10 protein-coding genes and 1 pseudogene are annotated in these 16,795 nt (G+C 45.3%); 8 read left to right on the forward strand and 3 right to left on the reverse strand.

Annotation, left to right across the window (positions count from 1 at the left end; translation table 11 throughout):
- Nucleotides 1-22: 22 nt before the first annotated feature.
- Complete coding sequence (locus ACZM60_RS01475; protein WP_340319162.1) at nt 23-514, reverse strand: metallophosphoesterase family protein; 492 nt, start codon at nt 512-514, stop codon at nt 23-25.
- Between the two features lie 60 nt (nt 515-574).
- Between ACZM60_RS01475 and ACZM60_RS01480 the strand changes: the two genes are divergently transcribed.
- Complete coding sequence (locus ACZM60_RS01480) at nt 575-2,629, forward strand: RNA degradosome polyphosphate kinase (protein WP_489520619.1); 2,055 nt, start codon at nt 575-577, stop codon at nt 2,627-2,629.
- A 592-nt stretch (nt 2,630-3,221) separates the two neighbouring features.
- On the opposite strand, the gene ACZM60_RS01485 is transcribed toward ACZM60_RS01480, so the two are convergent.
- A complete protein-coding gene (locus tag ACZM60_RS01485; protein ID WP_021971233.1) occupies nt 3,222-3,854 on the reverse strand; it encodes a cytidylate kinase-like family protein in 633 nt (210 codons plus the stop codon).
- Nucleotides 3,855-3,961: 107 nt separating this feature from the next.
- Nucleotides 3,962-5,324: pseudogene (locus ACZM60_RS01490) on the reverse strand (MATE family efflux transporter).
- Nucleotides 5,325-5,422: 98 nt separating this feature from the next.
- On the opposite strand from ACZM60_RS01490, the gene xseA reads away from it, so the two are divergent.
- The 7 genes from xseA to ACZM60_RS01525 all read left to right on the forward strand — a co-directional run bounded on the left by xseA (nt 5,423) and on the right by ACZM60_RS01525 (nt 16,734).
- On the forward strand, nt 5,423-6,721 hold the full coding sequence (gene xseA / locus ACZM60_RS01495) for an exodeoxyribonuclease VII large subunit (protein ID WP_489520620.1): 1,299 nt from the start codon (nt 5,423-5,425) through the stop codon (nt 6,719-6,721).
- A 2-nt stretch (nt 6,722-6,723) separates the two neighbouring features.
- Nucleotides 6,724-6,942 carry an exodeoxyribonuclease VII small subunit gene (gene xseB / locus ACZM60_RS01500; protein ID WP_340319159.1) on the forward strand — a complete coding sequence of 73 codons (219 nt, stop codon included), beginning with the start codon at nt 6,724-6,726 and terminating at the stop codon, nt 6,940-6,942.
- Between the two features lie 70 nt (nt 6,943-7,012).
- The gene (locus ACZM60_RS01505; RefSeq protein WP_489520631.1) at nt 7,013-8,038 is read left to right on the forward strand and encodes a branched-chain amino acid aminotransferase; all 1,026 of its coding nucleotides are present in this window, start codon (nt 7,013-7,015) and stop codon (nt 8,036-8,038) included.
- Between the two features lie 45 nt (nt 8,039-8,083).
- Nucleotides 8,084-8,704 carry a DUF975 family protein gene (locus tag ACZM60_RS01510; protein ID WP_021971228.1) on the forward strand — a complete coding sequence of 207 codons (621 nt, stop codon included), beginning with the start codon at nt 8,084-8,086 and terminating at the stop codon, nt 8,702-8,704.
- A gap of 143 nt (nt 8,705-8,847) precedes the next feature.
- On the forward strand, nt 8,848-9,606 hold the full coding sequence (trmB, locus tag ACZM60_RS01515) for a tRNA (guanosine(46)-N7)-methyltransferase TrmB (RefSeq protein WP_337420392.1): 759 nt from the start codon (nt 8,848-8,850) through the stop codon (nt 9,604-9,606).
- 18 nt (nt 9,607-9,624) lie between these two features.
- A complete protein-coding gene (locus ACZM60_RS01520) occupies nt 9,625-10,725 on the forward strand; it encodes an Mrp/NBP35 family ATP-binding protein (protein WP_021971226.1) in 1,101 nt (366 codons plus the stop codon).
- Nucleotides 10,726-11,052: 327 nt separating this feature from the next.
- Complete coding sequence (locus tag ACZM60_RS01525) at nt 11,053-16,734, forward strand: alpha-2-macroglobulin family protein (RefSeq protein WP_489520621.1); 5,682 nt, start codon at nt 11,053-11,055, stop codon at nt 16,732-16,734.
- The last annotated feature ends 61 nt before the right edge of the window (nt 16,735-16,795 follow it).

Raw genomic sequence — 16,795 nt, forward strand, 5'->3', positions numbered from 1 at the left:
GTTTTTTTAATCAGACAAACAATTACTTGTTTAATTCTATTACTTCCAGGTCGGAAAAACGACCTTTGTCGATACTGAAACGTACCAGTGTGCGTACAGTATGGAAACCGTATATTCCGGCAGCTCCCGGATTTATATGCAACAGGTTCAGCGACTTGTCGTACTTTACCTTCAGAATATGCGAATGCCCGCTGATAAAAAGCTGTGGAGGATTGGCAAACAAGGTAGAGCGTATCGAGGCATCGTATTTACCCGGATAGCCTCCGATGTGTTTCATCAGCACATCTGCACCGTCCACCGTGAAGCGGGCTGTTTCCGGAAACAGCCGTCGCATGTCTTGTCCGTCGATATTTCCGTATACAGCTTTCAGGGGGCGGAACGCTTCCAGCCGTTCTACGATTTCCATCGAACCGATGTCACCTGCATGCCATATCTGGTCGCACGGTTCAAAGTATTTCAGGTAACGTTCGTCCCAATAACCGTGCGTGTCCGATAATAATCCGATTCTTGTCATATTTCTTTGGTTTTGTCAGGCAAAGATAGTATTTTTGAGTCAACCTTGATTCGTGACATTATGGAAAAACAATACAGATATTTCAACCGCGATATCAGTTGGCTGTCGTTCAATCATCGGGTCCTGCTGGAGGCCGACGATGACGATTTGCCATTATATGAACGGATAAATTTCATAGCTATCTATTCATCTAATCTGGAAGAATTTTACAAAGTCCGTGTGGCCGAGCATAAAGCTGTAGCTTCGGGCGGGAAAAGCGAGGACATGACGGTAGACGAGGCACACGAATTGATTCGGAAGATAGCAGAAATTGTCAACACGCAGTTGGAAGACAGAATACGCATTTATGAACAGAAAATATTGCCCGGTCTGCGGGATAATCATATCATTTTCTATCAGTCGAAACGGGAGATAGAGCCTTTTCACCGCGATTTTGTACATCGCTTCTTTATGGAAGAGGTCTTTCCCTATCTTCAGCCGGTAAAGATTGAGAAAGAACGGGTGCGGATGTTCCTTCGCGACAAGCGGCAATACCTGGCTGTGCGGGTACGTTGTCGCGAAACAGGACAGATGGAATACTTCATTATCAAGATGCCGTATAGTAAAGTTCCTCGTTTCGTGGAGCTCCCGCGGCAGGGAGAAAACTATTATCTGATGTTTCTGGAAGATGTTATCAAGGCAAATCTGGCGGAGGTATTTGTTGGATATGAAGTCGATTGCAGTTATTGTTGCAAGATTTCGCGCGATGCCGATGTTTTTGTCGATGATGTTCCTTCTGAAAATATGGTAGAGAAGTTAAAGGAAAAGGTCAAGAAACGCAAGATTGGTGCAATAGCCCGCTTTGTATACGACCGTAAAATGCCTGCCGATTTTCTGGCTTTTCTGACGGATGCTTTCTCTATCGACCGTGAGGAACTGGTTCCGGGTGACAAGCATTTGAATCTGGAAGACTTGGCTTCATTGCCCAATCCGAACCCCGATTTAAAGCCGTTGATAAAGCCTGCTCCGATGCGTCTTGCCGGACTGGAAGGTAAACACTTTATGTATCGTCGTATAGCAACAAAAGATTTGATGCTGTATTATCCGTATCATAGTTTCGATCATTTTATTCATTTTCTGTACGAAGCGGTACACGATCCGTTCTGTAAGGAAATAATGATTACTCAATACCGTGTGGCGGAACATTCGGAAGTCATCAATGCCTTGATAGCAGCTGCGCGAAACGGTAAGCAGGTGACGGTCTTTGTGGAGTTGAAAGCTCGTTTCGATGAGGAGAACAACATGGCAACTGCCGAACTGATGAGGAATGCCGGCATCCGAATTCTGTTTAGTATACCGGGACTGAAAGTACATGCTAAGGTGGCTCTCGTCTTGCGCTACAATAAAAATGGTGAGCAGATAAGGAGTTATGCCTATGTCAGTACGGGCAATTTCAATGAGAAAACGGCCAAAATATACTCGGATATTGCGCTATATACCTGCAACAAGGTGATAGTGGAAGATATGCATACACTGTTCCGTTTCTTGCGGAAAGAAGTAGAAGAACCTAAGTTTAAGCGCCTGTTGATAGCTCGTTTCAATCTGCTTCCGGAGTTAAAACGGATGATTCACCATGAGATTGCTTTGGTAAAGAGTGGCAAGCAAGGCCGGATTATTCTTAAAATGAATGCCTTGCAAGACCTTGCTATGATAGACGAGCTGTATCGGGCAAGCGAGGCGGGCGTAAAAATCGACCTCATCGTGCGCGGAATCTGCTGTCTGGTTCCCGGAGAGTCGTTTAGTCGTAACATACGGGTTACCCGTATTGTAGATAGTTTTCTGGAACATGCGCGGGTGTGGTATTTCGGAAATAATGGAGACCCTCGTCTGTTCATTGGTTCTCCCGACTGGATGAGGCGCAATTTGTATCGTCGGATAGAGGCTGTAACTCCGGTCTTGGATAAAGACTTGAAGCAGGAATTAATAGATATGCTCGATATGCAGCTTCGTGCCAACTGGAAAGCTTGCTGGGTAGACAGTGAGTTAAGGAATATTTTCAAGCGTACTCCCGACGAACCGAAAGTACGTGCTCAATATGATTTTTATCAGTATTTGTATAAGAAAAATATTGAGTGAGGATTTGTAGGGAGAGGTTATTCGTTTATTCTGTCTTCTAATAAAGAGTGTGGGTAGTTGATGACATAAATTTTGCCACTATAAGTTACAATTTTAACCAATTCATTTTTATTTATAGCTGCCATAAAAACCTACCTAATTTAGGAGAGTGGAAAGTTCCAACATATCCTAAAAAACCTCCGTTTCCAAGTACTCTAGTAGTATTTTACATTCTTTTCGGCAACTTGTGTTTGATATAGTTTTGAGCTGTTTCTAAACTTTTACCCCAATGACCATTGGATACAATTCTTGTCTTAAGATCAAGATTAGCACAAAAACTAATTGCAGATATCAAGTCGTCTTTTAATAAGGTGCATTCTCCACCTGTAAAGACTACAACTTTTATACTAGGGGAAGTGGCTTTACAGGTGGATATATATTCTTTTATTTCTGAGATAACATTAATATAGGATATTGTGTACTACAGTTGAAGCAGCAATTTTCACATGCGGCAATTTATATGTAGTTATAAGTGTTAATATTGAGGATTTATTATATCCATATGAATAGAGAATAGTATAAATAGATTAATGAATCAATGTTTGTGAAAAAATTAAGGAAGCTGTAATTTCAGCTTTACGAATTGTTTGATGAATTCAACAGTTCCGTCAATGCCTAAAACCGAAGAATCGATGCAGAGGTGATAGGTTGCAGCTGCTCCCCATGTCTTATAGCTGTAGTAGTTGTAATATGAAGAACGTTTCTTGTCAGCTTTCTCCATCAGTTCTTCTGCTTTTTCTGCACTGATGTTATGCAGTTTCATCAGTCTTTCTATACGTGCTTCAGGCGAAGCCGATACAAAGATATTGGCACAGCGTGGAAAATCGCGTAAAATGTAGTCGGCACAGCGACCGACAAACAGGCATGACTTCTGTTCTGCCAGGTGACGTATCACATCACTTTGAATCTTGAACAATGAATCATTGCTCAAATATGAATTATAAGGATAGGCACCTTCGGTCACAAAAGGAAAGCGTGTTCCAAATAATCCTCCTAATATGCTTTGGGAAGCCTTTTCGTCTGCTTTTTCAAAAAACTCTTTGCAAAGTCCACTTTCTTTGGAAGCCAGATTTATCAGCTCTTTATCGTAAAAAGCTATACCTAAGTCTTTGGCCAGTTTCTCGCCGATTTCTTTTCCGCCGCTGCCCAGCTGACGCCCAAGATTGATTATATAGTGATCATTCATAATCAAGTGAATTAGGATTAAGTGAGGCAAATATAATTAAAATTTTAAATATTCTACCATCTCGTGGCAAGAAACATATCAAGTCCTGCAGAAAAAAATGTTATTTTTTAATTTAGTTCTGCTGCTTTATGCTTGAATTGTTTGAATTGATTGTACAGCATGAAACCCGCTATCAGGCTGGCTGTGATATCGGAAATTGGCATGCTGAACCATATTCCTGCTGCTCCCCAGAACAAAGGAAGGATCAGCAGGCATGGAATCAATATCAGAACTTGCCGGCTGAGTGAAAGGATAATGGCTTTTTTAGCCATTCCGATACTTTGGAAGAAGTTGGAGGTTACCATCTGAAAGCCGATAATCGGGAAGAACATCACGGTAATGCGCAGTCCTCGTGCCGACAGGTCTATCAGTGTCTGGTCGGTTGTGAAGGCAGATACGGCAAGTTCCGGCATAAGTTCACCTACCAGAAATCCGGTAGAGGTAACGATTGTGGCTGCAATGACCGTGAGTTTCATGACGTGGTTTACACGATGATACTGCTGGGCGCCGAAATTATATCCGGCAATGGGCTGCATACCTTGGTTCAGTCCCATGACGATCATAACAAACAGGAAAGTGATTCGGTTGACTATTCCGAAAGCACCGATGGCAAGGTCGCCGTCGTACAGTTTCAATCCCTTGTTGATGAGGATGACAATCATGCACGATGCTACGTTCATAAAGAAAGGAGCCAGACCTATTCCAATGATATTTTCTACCAGTACTCTCTTCAGCCGGTAAATACCTCGGCGGAAATGAAGCAGTTCACCTTTGTTGCAGAATAATTTAATCAGCCAGCAGAGTGAAATGATCTGCGCCAGAATGGTTGCTACGGCAGCTCCACGTATTCCCATCCCGAATCCATAGATAAATATCGGGTCGAGTATGGTATTGATGACCACCGTAAGTATTGTCGCTACCATAGCCTTTTGGCGGATGTCCTGCCGAACGAAGTACGGAGTTCAGCCCCAGATACATGTGGGTAATGACGTTGCCTAAAAGAATTGTGACCATATAGTCGCGTGCATATGGCAGGGTAGCTTCGCTGGCTCCGAAGAAATATAAAATAGGATCGAGGAAGGCCAGTGTGATAATGGTGAATATGATACCGATAATCAGGTTCAGAGATACAACGTTGCCTAAGATTTGTTGGGCGGTATTGTAGTCTTTCTGTCCCAGTTTAACAGAAACCAGTGTGGAAGCTCCTACACCTACCAGTGAGCCGAAGGCGGCAGCCAGATTCATCAGAGGAAAGGTTATGGCAAGACCTGAAATGGCCATTGCACCCACTCCGTGTCCGATAAAGATACTGTCTACCATGTTATAAAGTGACGATGCGGTCATTGCGATAATAGCCGGAATGGCATATTGCATCAATAGTTTGCCGATGGGCTGGTTTCCCAGTTCGGTTGCAGTTCCTTTTTGTGTCATAAAACTCTTTTTACGATTAAAATCGAGGCAAAGGTACTTAAAATTCCCTATAAGGGAAAAACTTTCTTTATCTTTGCATCAATGAAATTTTCAGATTTATGGAACATTCTTCTTTATCTTTGCTGGAGCTGAATTCTCTGGTGCGCAAAAGTATTCGTACGTGCCTGCCCGATACGTATTGGGTACAAGCTGAGCTTAGTGATGTACGTGCCAATTATTCGGGACATTGTTATCTGGAGTTTGTACAGAAGGATGCAAAAAGCAATATGCTGGTTGCCAAGGCAAGGGGAATTATCTGGAGTAATGTATATTATTCGCTGAAGGCGTATTTTGAACGGGAAACGGGACAGGCATTTGTTTCGGGTATCAAAGTATTGGTAAAGGTGAGTGTCGATTTCCATGAATTGTATGGCTATTCGTTGACTGTTACTGATATAGATCCTACTTATACGCTGGGCGATATGGCACTTCGCCGGAAAGAAATCTTGAAGCGGCTTGATGAAGAAGGCGTTTTGACGCTGAATAAGGAGCTGGAGTTGCCGGAATTGACGCAACGCATAGCAGTCATTTCTTCGGCTACGGCAGCCGGTTATGGTGATTTCTGCAATCAGTTGGAAAATAATTCTTATGGCTTTGTTTTTTATCCTCGTTTATTTCCGGCTGTTATGCAAGGCGACCGTGTGGAAAGTTCCATTATCCGTGCGCTGGAAAAAATCAATGCAGAACGTGAACGTTGGGATGTGGTTGTAATAATCCGAGGTGGTGGTGCTACGTCCGATTTGTCGGGCTTCGATACTTACGAGCTTGCAACCAATTGTGCCCAGTTTCCTTTACCCATAATAACGGGTATCGGACATGAGCGTGATGATACGGTGCTCGATATGATAGCTCATACGCGAGTTAAAACCCCGACGGCAGCTGCCGAGTTTTTGATAGACCATATGAGGCAGACAGCAGAGCGTCTGGAAGAATATACTCAGTTTTTTTACCAGGAACTTCCGGCCTTGTTCCTTCGCCGGAAGGAACAGTTTGAACAATGGGTTTCACGTATTCCGGTACGGGTGCAGATGCGTCTGCAACATGAACGTTTCCGTCAGGAGCGATTGACGAAGCAATTGCAGATGGGATGGCAGACCCGTTTGTTGAAGGAAGAGTACCGTTTGCAGGTAGACCGCCGGATAGCTGTGGCGTTGGAGTCGGTTATGCAACGGGAGAAGCACCGTCTGGCAATGCTGGAGCAGCAGGTAAAGGCTTCTTCCCCCGAATTATTACTGAAAAAGGGATATAGTATTACCTTAAAGAATGGAAAAGCTGTGACGGATGTGGCTCAGCTTCGTCCGGGAGATGAAGTAACTACCCGGGTATCAAAAGGAGAATTCAAGAGTAAAGTGATATAATTATGGCAGCGAAAAAGGAAACTTATACCGAGGCTATGAAGCGTCTGGAGGCTATCGTAGCACGAATTGAAAGCAATGAACTCGATATTGATGAACTGGGCGACAATTTGAAAGAAGCTCAAAAGCTGATAAAATATTGTCGCGAGAAGTTGTATAAGGCTGATGTCGAAATCAAAAAGATGCTTGATGAAGGCAATACTATGGAAAAAAGCAGTGATTAAGTTGGATTTTGCAAATATAAGCCTTACTTTTGCTTGAACACTTATAAGGAATGTAAAACATAAACATTATATTAAAATGAAAGAAATTGATTGGTCTAAGCTGTCTTTTGGTTACATGAAGACAGATTACAATGTACGTTGCTACTATCGTGACGGAAAATGGGGTGAACTGGAACTTTGTTCAGAAGAAACTTTGAATATTCACATGGCTGCAACTTGTCTGCACTACGGACAGGAAGCTTTCGAAGGATTGAAGGCTTATCGTGGAAAAGACGGCAAGATTCGTGTATTCCGTCCGCAGGCCAATGCAGAACGTCTGCAAAGTACTTGTAGAGGTATCCTGATGCCTGAACTGTCGACCGAGAAATTCTGTGAGGCAGTACGTATGGTTGTAAAGGCAAACGAACGTTTCATTCCTCCTTACGAAAGCGGAGCCTCTCTCTATATTCGTCCGTTGCTGATTGGTACAGGTGCACAAGTGGGTGTTCATCCGGCAAGCGAATATCTGTTTGTGATTTTCGTTACTCCGGTAGGTCCTTATTTTAAAGGTGGATTTGCTACTAATCCGTATGTTATTATCCGTGAATTTGACCGTGCTGCTCCGCTGGGAACCGGTACTTTCAAGGTGGGTGGTAACTATGCCGCCAGTCTTCGTGCCAACAAGATGGCACACGATGCAGGGTATGCCAGCGAATTTTATCTGGATGCTAAGGAAAAGAAATATATTGACGAGTGTGGTGCTGCCAATTTCTTTGGTATCAAAGATAATACTTACGTTACACCATTGTCAACTTCTATCCTTCCGTCTATTACAAACCGCAGCTTGATGCAGCTTGCTGAGGATATGGGTATGAAGGTAGAACGTCGTCCTATTCCGGAAGAAGAGCTTTCTACATTCGAAGAAGCTGGTGCATGTGGAACGGCAGCCGTTATCAGTCCGATAGAACGCATCGACGATCTGGAAAACCACAAGTCGTATGTCATTGCAAAAGACGGCAAGCCAGGACCTGTCAGCGAGAAACTGTACAACAAACTGCGTGCAATCCAGTATGGTGACGAGGCTGATCCGTACGGATGGGTAATGATTGTAGAATAATTATTACTGATAAACAATAAATAATCAACCTTAAATTTTAATACTATGTTAAAACTAAACTCAGAGTTAAGAGCTGCTTCGCGTACGACATTGTCGGGTAACTGGATGATGGCTGCGCTTGCTACATTGGTTTATCTGCTGATAGCAGGAGGTGTTAGTTCCATTCCTGTTGCAGGAAGTGTACTTGCCATTATCGTAGCGTATCCGCTTGCGTATGGATTTGCAATATTGTTTCTCGACTTGTTCCGTGAAGGGAAACCTATTGATATAGGAAAACTGTTCGATGGTTTCAAGGATTTTGGAAGAGTCTGGGGAACGTTGATTTTAGTTGCTGTCTATACGATTCTGTGGACCTGCCTGTTGATTATTCCGGGTATTGTCAAATCGTATTCATACGCTTTGACTCCTTTTATATTAAAGGATGAGCCGGAATTGAGATACAATGCGGCTATCGAAAAAAGCATGCGTATGATGAACGGCTATAAGATGAAATTATTCTTGCTCGATTTGAGCTTTATCGGCTGGATGATTTTATCTATATTGACTTTGGGTATCGGATTGCTGTTCTTGCAACCTTACATGAATACGGCTCGTGCTGCTTTCTATGAAGATTTGAAGGCTGAATTAAGCGATAGATGTGTAAGCGAAGAAGAGAATAATAATTGATTTATAAATCACTATAGTATATTGCGGACAGGCAGAGGAAGACAAATCTCTGTCTGTCCGCTGTTTTCTATGGTGATTCTTTTTTTGTCCGTTCCGGTGAAAAAACGTAACTTTGTGCCCAAAACAAGAAGAACTCAGTAAAAATGGGAAAAGGAAAGCTGGCAAAGTTTGCAGATATGGCGGAATATCCGCATGTGTTCGAATATCCGTATTCGGTAGTAGATGATGTTCCGTTCGAAATGAAAGGAAAATGGAACCGCGATTTCTTTAAAAATGAAAATCCGATTGTGCTGGAGTTAGGGTGCGGTCGTGGTGAATACACTGTCGGACTGGCACGACGCTATGCCGACAAGAATTTCATTGGGGTGGATATAAAGGGTGCACGTATGTGGACGGGAGCTACCGAAGCCCTGAATGAGGGACTGAAAAACGCGGCTTTCCTGAGAACCAACATAGAAATCATCGACCGTTTTTTTGCTCCGGGAGAAGTGAGTGAAATCTGGCTGACGTTCTCCGATCCTCAGATGAAGAAAGCTACCAAGCGACTGACTTCTACGTATTTCATGAACCGTTACCGTAAGTTTCTTGTACCGGATGGACTGGTACATTTGAAAACGGACAGCAATTTCATGTTTACTTATACCAAGTACATGATAGAAGCCAATAAGCTGCCGGTAGAATTTATCACCGACGATTTGTATCATTCAGGGATGGATGACGATATTTTGAGTATCCGTACCTATTACGAACAGCAATGGCTGGACCGGGGATTGAATATAAAGTATATTAAATTCCGTCTACCGCAAGAGGGAGAACTGCAGGAACCGGATGTAGAAATCGAACTGGATGATTACCGCAGCTACAACCGCAGTAAGCGCAGCGGACTGAAAACAAGTAAATAAACAATAATAGGAGATATTATGACACTTTATCCAAAACTAATTCTTGATGCACTGGCAACGGTGCGTTATCCGGGAAACGGAAAGAATATCGTTGAAGCCGAAATGGTAGCCGACAATATTCGTATCGACGGGATGAAGGTGAGCTTCTCATTGATATTCGAGAAACCGACTGATCCGTTTATGAAATCGGTAGTTAAATCTGCCGAAACTGCTATTCATACCTATATATCAAAAGACGTAGAAGTAACAATAGCTACCGAAAGCCGTCAGGCGGCTCGTCCGGAACCGGGAAAAATGCTTCCGCAGGTGAAGAATGTGATAGCCGTTTCTTCCGGTAAAGGTGGAGTAGGTAAATCTACCGTAGCAGCCAATCTGGCTGTAGCACTTTCCAAGTTAGGTTATAAAGTTGGTTTGCTCGATGCTGATATCTTCGGTCCTTCTGTGCCTAAGATGTTTCAGGTAGAGGATGCTCGTCCGTATGCTGAAATGGTAGACGGTCGTGATTTGATCGTGCCGATTGAGAAATATGGCATCGAACTGCTCTCTATCGGTTTCTTTGTCGATCCGGATCAGGCTACTTTGTGGCGTGGAGGTATGGCAAGCAACGCTTTGAAACAATTGGTTGGCGATGCAAAATGGGGAGCATTGGACTATTTTGTTCTCGATACTCCTCCGGGAACAAGTGATATTCACTTGACCTTGCTTCAGACACTTGCCATCACGGGAGCTGTTATTGTAAGTACTCCGCAGGAAGTTGCCCTTGCCGATGCACGTAAGGGTATCAATATGTACATGAATGATAAGGTGAATGTTCCTATCCTCGGACTGGTAGAAAATATGTCATGGTTTACTCCGGCAGAACTTCCGGAAAACAAATATTATCTTTTTGGTAAGGAAGGAACCAAGCGACTGGCAGAAGAATTGCATGTGCCGTTGCTGGGACAGATTCCTATTGTACAGAGCATCTGCGAAAACGGAGATAAAGGAACACCGGTTGCGCTGGATGAGAACTCTGTTATCGGACAGGCTTTCCTGGAACTGGCTCGCAATGTCGTAGCACAAACCGAAAAACGGAATGCTGAACTGGCACCGACTCAGGTTGTGAAGACGCATAAATAAGTAAATACGCGAAACATATATAAAGGAGAATACTCTCTTTCTGCAAAAGTGAAGGAGGGTATTCTCCTTTTTTAGTGGAATATCTTAAAAAAACATGGGCAGGTTTTAGGAAAAACGTGGGCGGAAGTTGGAGCAAACGTGGGCATGTTTCTTTTCAAACCTCGGCGGGGTTTCGAAAGAAGTTTCGGCTGATAAATGTGACATTTTGCTGTTTTCAGAGAAAGCTTGTCTGAGTTTCAGATAATTTAATTAAAATCAGTGCAGCCTTTAAGGAAATAATTCTTTTCTTTATAGAACAATGTTATGTGAAACCAAACTATACAGAATATGAAGAAAGTACATCTGTTGAGCTGGCTGGTGCTGTTTATCAGTTTATTCCCTTCTATCTTGCAGGCACAAAGTTACGATGAACTTTGGAAAGAGGTAGAAGTAAGCCAGAAGAAGGACTTGCCGAAAACGGTGATTAGTGTAGTTGATAAAATATACACTAAGGCAAAAGGTGAAAAGAACATCCCTCAAATGATGAAGGCTTACATTGTACGCGCTGAATCACGCATCCGGCTTACTCCGGACAGCGCACAGGCGGAGTACGATGGCATCCGGCGATGGGCAGAAAGTGAAACGGATTTGGTGGGACGTGCTGCGCTGAATCATATAATGGGCAGTCTGATACTGGATAATCAGCAGTTGGGTACGGAAGATGATGCCATACGGTATTTCCGTCTTTCGCTGAAAGATAAGGAGGCATTGGGCAAGGCTTCTGCCAAGGACTTCCGTCCCATGACCACTTCCGGCGAACTGAGTAAGGAATACCTGAATGATAATATGTTCGATCTGCTTTCGCGGCAGGCAATTGACCGGTTGTCGGCTTATCGTTTTAATGCCGACCGTCGGAAATGTGTGTCGGAAGCATTGACACTGTACGATGACTTAATAACGTTTTATGGCGACAATAATAATCGTCAGGCGGCTTTGCTAACCAAAGAAGCGCGGGTGTTGTACTGCTGGGAAGGTGCAGGAAGTAGTATCGTGCGTGAGGCACTGACACCGGAGAAAGCGGCAGAGGAATTGCGTAAGCTGGCAGAGGAGTACAAGGATCTGCCTGTCTGCGCCGATGTATATGTAAAATTGGCGTATGTTTACCGCATGAACAACCAGCCACTCAAATCGGTTGAGGCTGCACGCGAAGGAATAAAGAAATACCCGGCGCACGAATGGGTATCTCAGTTGCGTTCATACATCGATTTTGCTTCCAGTCCGTATCTTTCGGTCAATATTCCGCTGGTATATCCTAAGCAGGAAGCAGATATCAATGTGACGTATGCCAACCTGAAAGGTGTATCTTTCGAACTGTATCGTCTGAAGATTTCACCTGCTTCTTCGTTGCTTCGCGGCAATCTGAAGGAGGAAACCTTGATAAAGAATTACGGAACTAAGATAGCTTCGCGTCATTATGCTTTATCGCCGACTCCCGATTACGAAAAGCGTGACACGGTATTGCACTATACCTTGCCCGAAGCAGGGATTTACATGCTGAAACAGATTCCTCAAGAGGCGGAGAAAGGCATCGATTATTCACTGCTGTTTGTTTCTCCTTATCAGTGCATCAGCATTCCTGTGTCCGAGGAACGCAAAGAGTTTGTTGTGGTGGATAAGCTGACGGGTAAGCCTGTTCCGGGAGCGGAAGTCGTTACGTATCGGTTGAACGGCAACGAATACAGCGTTCTTCAGGTATACAAGACCGATGGAAAGGGCAGTACGATGGTCGACATTCCCCGTTCGGGCAGGATTTATTACAATGTCCGTACGGCAGGAAATGACTTTGCTGCTATTTCGGGCATAGGAGGAAATGCATCATTTGTCAGAGAAACGGTACAAGGATGGAAGAAAAAAGTGAACTTGTTTACCGACCGTTCACTGTATCGTCCGGGACAGAAAGTCTATGTTTCCGGTATGGTTTACGAACAGAATGGTGATTCTCTTCGGGTGGTCAAGGGAGAAAAGACTTCCCTGAAATTGTATTCTTCCGAACAAAGTGTGGCGGAGAGTGCGGTATCGACCGACGATTTTGGTGTACTGTCGGGCGAATTTGTCTTGCCACAGAACCTGCTTCCCGGCACGTATTATGTGTCGACTGACGGGGCTTCTGCTATCATCAAGGTCGAAGAATACAAGCGCCCCACTTTCGATGTGGTCTTTACTCCTTACGAAGATTCGTACAACATGGGTGATTCCCTTACCGTAAAAGGGGAGGCAAAGACGTTTGCCGGCGCACCTGTCCGCATGGCGAGGGTGAGATATACGGTTTCCCGTACCGAAAGAACTTGGTTCCGCATGGGAGATATCAATAAGGTAGAGCTGGAAACTGGAGAAGTTCAGACCGATGCCGATGGACAGTTTCGGGTGAACATGGTACTTACTGCTCCCGAAACAACTGATTGGGGCGGACTGGGTTACCGTTACTATGTATACGAAGTGCAGGCGGAGGTAACCGACGGTGCCGGTGAAACACAGACGGGGACTCTATCTCTTCCGGTAGGCAAGCAATCGTTGGGCTTGCAGATACGAGGTCTGTCGGATATCGTTATGCGTGAAAAACAGGAGAAGGTGCAGTTCATGGCTTTGAATCTGAACGGTACTCCTGTAAAGACAGAGATTGGTTACCGTGTGTTTGCATTGGATAAGGAGGGTAACAAGGGTAAGCTGCAACTGGAGGGTAAGGCTGTGGCACAGCAGTCGTTCGTGCCTTCCGACCTGCTGGCATTGCCTTCCGGTAAATATCGTATCGAGATTTCGGCAACGGATGCACAGGGACGGACTTGTACGGCGGAACAGGATTTTATCTTGTTCTCACGCTTGGATACTCGACTTCCTTATCCGGCTGTCGACTGGTTCTATCAGGATGGAAACGAATTCAGCGATTCGGCTCCGGCGACCTTGTACGTCGGAACCAGCGAAAAGGATGTTTATCTGCTGGTCGACGTGTATAGTGGAAACAAACGAATTGCTTCTCAACGACTGACGCTGAGTGATGAAATCAAAACGTTCAGCTATCCTTATCAGAAAATGTATGGTGATGGCATTACCGTAAACTTTGCTTTTATGCGAAACGGTAGTCTGTATAGTAAGCAGGCGACAATCATCCGGCCGGAACCGGAAAAGAAACTGATGTTGAAATGGGAAACTTTCAGAGATAAGTTGCAGCCGGGCAGTCAGGAAGAATGGCGGATGCGTGTGACGGATGCTGCCGGAAAGCCGGTAAGAGCCAATCTGATGGCATCGCTTTACGATGCTTCGCTCGATAAGTTGTACCAGCACGACTGGCGTTTTAACCTTTGGTTCTCTCGTCCCGTCCCGTGGATTCAGGCAGGTATGCTGTCGGCCAACCAGCGCGTCGGCATGTATGGCGGTTTCCCATACGTAAGAACTTATACGGGATTGGATTTGCTGAATGGGGCATATAGCTCCTTGCTGGTATTCTCTGGAACCGTTTATACGCGGGGGGTCAGTTTGCTGGGCACTTCGAACCGTATGCTTGCCAAACAGAGCGCAGGAAATGTCGTAGAAGTGAAATATCAGCCAGCCATGACTGTAGAGGAATCGGCAGTAGTCGCTGCTCCGAATGTAATATCGTCCAACTTTAAGAAAGATAGTGGCAGTGCCGGAGTGGAGGACGTCTTGCAGATTGTAGAAAATGATGCTGCCGTAGAAGTTGCGGAGGGTGAAGATACGAAGATTCCGGTACGTGAAAACTTTGCCGAAACGGCCTTTTTCTATCCGAATCTGCGGACCGATTCGCTGGGTGGTGTAAGTGTGGTCTTTACCGTACCGGATGCGTTGACCGAATGGAAGTTCACAGGACTGGCACATACGCAGGCTGTCGATTACGGCATGCTAACGCAGACCGTGAAGACGAGCAAGCCGTTTATGGTGCAGCCTAATATGCCGCGCTTTGTCCGTAAAGGCGACCGCACCGTTATTGCTGCCTCATTGGTCAATCTGTCGATGGACAAGATTGAAGGAAATGCCGGTATTAAACTATACGATCCGGTGACGGAAGAAGTGGTGTACGACTATCAGCAGCCGTTCAGTGTGTCAGAAGGAACAACGGGAGTCGTACGGTTCGACTGCCAGATTCCTGATACGTACGATATGCTGGTTTGCCGGATTACGGCTGAGGCGGGGGAATATAGCGACGGTGAGCAGCATTATCTGCCGGTACTGACCGATAAACAGTGGATGACGGAAACCGTTCCTGTGCAGTTGGATGGAGAAAGCATGACGGAAGTCGGAACGGAAGACCTGTTCAACAAGCAGAGCAAGACAGCTACCGAACGACGGCTGACGGTAGAACTGACAGCCAATCCCGACTGGTATGCGGTGCAGGCACTGCCTGTTGTCGGCAATCCGACTGAAGAAGACGCACTTTCATGGGCGACTGCCTATTATGCCAATTCACTGGCTACGGCTATTGTAAAGGCAAATCCCCGCATCAAGCAAGTATTCGATACCTGGATGGCTCAGGGAGGTAACAAGGAAACCCTGTTGAGCAACCTCGAACGCAATCAGGATTTGAAGAATCTGTTGCTCGAAGAAACTCCGTGGATTTCTGAAGCTACGGAAGAATCCGAACAAAAGCGGCGCATTGCGTTGCTGTTCGACCTGAATTCGATGAACAACCGTCTGCGCACTTCGGTAGAACGTTTGCAGGAGTTGCAACTGGCAGACGGCTCATGGAGCTGGTATAAAGGCATGACAGGCAGTCGTTATATTACGACGCAGATTGTGGAGATGCTGGCACGCTTGCAGCACATGAACGTGACACTGGGCGGAAAGGTTGCTCCGATGTATACGCGGGCCTTGGGCTATTTGCAGAAAGCGGTGAAGGAAGATTATGAAACAATGAAGAAGTTGGAAAAGGAAGGTACGACAACTCTTGTTCCCAACGGACAGGTGGTACACTATCTGTATGTTTGCGCGCTCGACAAGCAGGCTGCTTCGCTGGCAGACAAGCAGGTGAATGCCTACATGACGGACAGGCTGGAAAACCGTTCGGCTGAGTACTCTATCGGTGAAAAGGCGATGATTGGACTCATTATGCAAGCCGGTGGCAGACAGCGTCAGGCACAGGAACTGGTTCAGTCTATCAAGGAATATACGGTAAGTACGCCGCAGATGGGTGTATATTTCGATACGCCGAAAGCACCATATTCATGGAGTAATTACAGAATCCCTGCACAGGTAGCTGCCATGGAAGCCATTCAGCAGATTGCCCCCGATGCGGATATGCTGGCAGGCATGAAGCTTTGGCTGCTCAAGCAGAAGCAGGTTCAGGTGTGGGAAAGTAGCATTGCTACAGCCGATGCGGTATATGCTTTCTTGAATGGTTCGGGTAACCGGTTGCAAGTAAATGGAGCGATGAAAGCTGTAGCCGGTAACGTGGAAGTACGGACGCCCGACGATGTATTGGGATATACTCGCAAGACACTGACCGGAACAGATACGCATGTAGAACGTGTGGTCGTTTCGAAATCGGGAACCGGTATCGGCTGGGGAGCTGTATATGCACAATATCTGGAAGATATGGATAAAGTGCTTCCGGCAAAAGGAAATGGTGTTTCTATAGAACGTGAATGGTGGATGGACAGAAAGCAGGTTTCCCGAAAGACGGTGCTGCACGCCGGAGATAAGGTGACGGTACGACTGACGATAAAGGCCGACCGCGACATGGATTTTGTTCGGGTGAAGGATGAACGTGCTGCCTGCATGGAACCTGATACGCAGTTGTCCGGCTATCGGTGGAGCAACGGACTGGGATATTATCAGGTGAACCGTGACGCTTCTACCGAGTTTTTTATCGATTGTCTGCCGAAAGGTTCTTACATGTTGGAATACACTGTTTACTTAGACCGTACGGGAACTTATCAGGCTGGTGCCGCAACCATCCAGTCGGTTTACGCTCCCGAGTTCAGCGGACACACCGAGGGGCAGACATTGACAGTAGAATAAAAATCGATAAAAAGAGGCAGGCTGGGGCAGTTCTCTCTGTGAAAGACGCTGTTCCAGCCTG

The sequence above is a fragment of the Phocaeicola sp. genome, assembly GCF_057861905.1.